We start from the raw sequence: 4,002 nt of genomic DNA on the forward strand, positions 1-4,002 counted from the left end.
CCCTATCCCACCCTCAGGAAGCCGACCTCTCTGCTGCGAAGCGGTACCAGTCGTATTTTGCGTGGTGGAGTGAAAGGCGAAAAAGAGGTGACCTACCGCATCTGGCTTCGGCCAAACGGCACCGAAATGAAAAGGACGCTCCTTTCAGAGCGTATCCTTAAAAAGCCCGTGCCGGAAGTCGTGCAGGTAGGCATAGCCGCCAGACTTGCCTCACGCGGCTACTTTTCCGGTAGGCGCGTTCTCATTATGAACGCTACCTACTACTACCCTCACGAGGGCAGCGCTACCGGGCGCGCCAGCACCGGCATCAAATGTGGGTATGGGGTCGTGGCCGTAGACCCTCACTACATCCCCTTAGGCACACGCCTCTATATTGAGGGATACGGCTATGCTATCGCTGCCGACATCGGCAGCGCCATCAAGGGCAACCGAATCGACCTCTGCATCGACTCGTTGCACAATATCGCCCACATTCGGGATATGCATCACGTGCGCGTCCACATTCTAAACTGAGAAAATAAGGTCGTCGGGGCCGAAATGGCTTACGACCACTCGGCAGCAGTCCCGGCGACTCCTTTCCTAATGCATCCAGCGGATTTTCAGCCTACCTCACTCAACGCCCTGCGGGCTTGGCTATACGAGCACCACATTCGTCCCAGTAAGCGATTAGGACAGAACTTTCTTTTCGATCGCAACACGCTGCAGCGCATTCTCCTCGTCGCCGATCTCCTTCCCGACGAAGCGGTGCTTGAAATCGGCGCCGGCTTTGGGTCCCTGACCCAAGCCCTGGCCGAACATGGGGCGAGAGTGACTGCCGTTGAGATCGATTCACGGCTCAAGCCGCCCCTACAGGCCATTGCCACCCGCTATTCCACCGTACGCCTTGTTTTTGCCGATTTTCTCGAACTAGACCTCGATGTTCTCCTCGATACGGCTTTCGGCATCGGCGGCATTGGCTCGGTGGTCGCCAATATTCCCTACGCCATCTCTACGCCCATAGTGGAAAGGTTGCTCTCTCGTAAAAACCGATTCCGTCAAATTATCTTGCTCGTACAAGAGGAGTTTGCCCGGCGAATTGTCGCCAAACCGGGGAGTAAAGACTACGGATCGCTCTCGATATTTGTGCAGTATCATGCGGCGGCCGAGATCGCCGGCGTCGTGCCGCGCACGGTTTTCTTTCCGCAACCGGAGGTTAACTCGGCGATTCTGAGGATCGTGCCGGCTTCACCCAGTACAGTGCCGGTAAATAACGAGGAGCGCTTTTTTGCCATTGTGCACGCCGCTTTTGGCCAACGCCGCAAAACCCTTTTGAAGGCTCTCCTCGCCGCGGCTCCGCAGATCGGGCTTCCAAACGATCGTACACGCGTGGCCGCATGGCTTTCTGCGGTCAACATCGCACCGGAGAGGCGTGGCGAAACGCTCTCCCTTGAAGAGTTTGCTCGTCTCGCCAACACCCCTCCGGAGCCGTCTAACTCTCCTGAAGCTCTTTGAGGTAGGCAATGGTGGCCTCGATGGAGCGCGCACCGAGGTCGCCCTCTCCATGCTTGCGGATACTTACCGTTTGGGCCTCCACATCCCTGTCGCCGCAGATAAGCATAATGGGCACCTTCTGTACCTCGGCATCGCGAATGCGCTTGCCCATCTTCTCGTTGCGACCGTCTATCTCAACGCGAAAGCCTGCTTCTTGAAGGCGGGTGCGAACGCGGTGTGCATACTCCAAATGCCTATCGGCAATGGGAATAATAGCGACTTGCTGCGGGGCCAGCCAGAAGGGGAAGGCACCGGCGTAGTGCTCCAGCAGCAGCCCCACCATACGCTCTAAGGAGCCGAACGGCGCACGATGGATCATGATGGGCCGATGCCGTTGACCGTCCTCGCCCACATATTCCAGTTCGAAGCGCTCCGGCAGGTTATAATCCACCTGCACCGTGCCCATCTGCCATTCACGGCGTAGGGCATCGCGCACCATGAGGTCGAGTTTCGGGCCGTAGAAGGCAGCGTCTCCTTCGGCGATCTCATAATCCATGCCGAGGTCTTGCACCGCCTCGATGATGGCGCGTTGGGCAGCCTCCCAATTCTCATCGGAGCCGATGTACTTGTCGTCTTTAGGGTCGCGCACGCCGATTCGCACGCGATACTCTTCCAGCCCCAGTCGGCGCAGCGTGTAGAGCATGAGGTCTACCACGCCCTTAAACTCTTCCTTGAGCTGCTCCGGGGTGACGAAGAGATGGCTGTCGTCCTGCGTGAAGCCACGCACGCGCAACAGGCCGGTTAGCTCCCCGCTCTGCTCGTAGCGATAGACGGTTCCGAACTCGGCGAGGCGAAGGGGCAGATCGCGATAGGAGCGCAGCTCAGAGGCGTAGATCATGATGTGATGCGGGCAGTTCATCGGCTTGAGAACATAGGTCTCATCCTCCTCTTCTCCGCGCATCAAAGGAAACATTTTGGAGCTGTAGGTCTGGAGGTGACCGCTCCGCTCGTACAGGCGTGCGTTGCCGATATGGGGGGTCACCACCGGCAAATAGCCCCTCCGCGTCTGTTCGGCCTTCATGAACTCCATAAGCGTTTCTCGAAGAACAGCACCTTTCGGAAGCCACAAAGGCAACCCCGGCCCCACCTCATGCGAGAACATAAAGAGGCCTAGTTCTCTGCCCAAAACGCGATGGTCTCGTTTCTTGGCCTCCTCCAACCGATATAGGTAGTCCTTTAACTCCTCTTCGGTCGGCCAGATCGTGCCGTAGATGCGGGTAAGCATCTTGTTCTTTTCGTTGCCACGCCAGTAAGCCCCCGCTGTATGTAGGAGCTTGAAGTGCTTTAATTTCCCCGTCGATTCCACGTGAGGCCCGCGACAGAGGTCTATCCAATCTCCTTGACGGTAGAACGATATCTCCTCGTTTTCTGGGATGTCGCGGATCAGCTCTAGCTTATAGGGTTGATCGAGCCGCTTTTCAAGCTCTATAGCCTCCTCGCGAGGAAGCACCTCGCGTTGGATGGGGAGATCGCGTGCGGCAATTTCCCGCATCTTTTCTTCGATCCGCTCCAAATCCTCTTCTCGAATAGGGCGGGGCAGCTCAAAATCGTAATAGAATCCATCCTCAATAGGCGGACCGATAGCATATTTCACACCCGGAAACAGCTCCCCTACCGCCTGGGCCATGAGGTGAGCCGCGCTATGCCGTAAGCGATAAAGATCGTCATATTTCGTCTCGTCTTTCATACTCATTCCTCCTCAACGACGATGCAAGGTAGAGAAACGAAAAACCGCTCCCGAAAGTTTTCGGAAGCGGCGCGTTTGCTAAAGAGTAGAGCCTTCCTAAGAGGCAAAGCCCTTCCTCCGGCGACGCAAAATCGCGCCGCCGTGCCTAGTGCTAACAAGTTCTGGCTTCGCCTCCGAAATCATCGAACTTCCTCCCATAAGACCGTTCTTTGAGTAATCCATTATACCCCATCCCATCCGCAAAAAAACTATGTTAAAACTGCTAGGGGTTTGTGGAATAAGAAAGACGTGGGCGGGCTGAAAACCTTCTCCACCTTCAAAAGCCGGCCTTAAAAGCTGCGGCAGGATGCCGCCATCTAACCCATCAGGGAGGAATTGACACGACAAAATGTTGAATCTCAACACCAATGTAACGGCGCTTAACGCCCTTTACAACCTAAACCAAGTCTCCGATGCCGTCGCCAGCAGCATCCAAAAGCTCTCTAGCGGACTGCGCATCAACTCCGCCGCCGATGACCCCGCAGGCCTTATCATCTCCGAAAACCTGCGCGCTCAAGTCACCGGTCTCAACCAAGCCATCGCCAACGGGCAAGACGCTACCAACCTCATCAAAACCGCCGACGGCGCCCTCTCCGAGGTCAGCGACCTCCTCAATAACATCCGACAACTCGCCGTCCATGCCGCCAACACCGGCGTCAACGACATCACCGCCGTCGAGGCCGACCAAACCCAAATCAACTCCGCCGTCCAGTCCATCGAGCGTATCGCCGAACAGACCCAGTTTG

The 4,002-nt window shown here is 56.6% G+C and carries 3 protein-coding genes and 1 pseudogene; 3 read left to right on the plus strand and 1 reads right to left on the minus strand.

Annotation, left to right across the window (positions count from 1 at the left end; all coding sequences use genetic code 11):
• A partial coding sequence (locus VKV18_RS05315; RefSeq protein WP_324203188.1) for a 3D domain-containing protein occupies positions 1–513 on the plus strand: 513 nt, incomplete at its 5' end.
• Between the two features lie 69 nt (positions 514–582).
• Positions 583–1,491 carry a 16S rRNA (adenine(1518)-N(6)/adenine(1519)-N(6))-dimethyltransferase RsmA gene (gene rsmA, locus VKV18_RS05320; protein WP_324203189.1) on the plus strand — a complete coding sequence of 303 codons (909 nt, stop codon included), beginning with the start codon at positions 583–585 and terminating at the stop codon, positions 1,489–1,491.
• Here the strand turns inward: rsmA and thrS are convergent.
• A complete protein-coding gene (gene thrS, locus VKV18_RS05325; protein WP_414647180.1) occupies positions 1,469–3,223 on the minus strand; it encodes a threonine--tRNA ligase in 1,755 nt (584 codons plus the stop codon). The two genes, rsmA and thrS, sit on opposite strands and share 23 nt — an antisense overlap.
• Before the next feature lie 382 nt (positions 3,224–3,605).
• Here thrS and VKV18_RS05330 point away from each other — a divergent pair.
• A pseudogene (locus VKV18_RS05330) lies at positions 3,606–4,002 on the plus strand (flagellin); the annotation flags it as partial.

Source organism: Chthonomonas sp., assembly GCF_035294505.1.
Lineage (GTDB): Bacteria > Armatimonadota > Chthonomonadetes > Chthonomonadales > Chthonomonadaceae > Chthonomonas.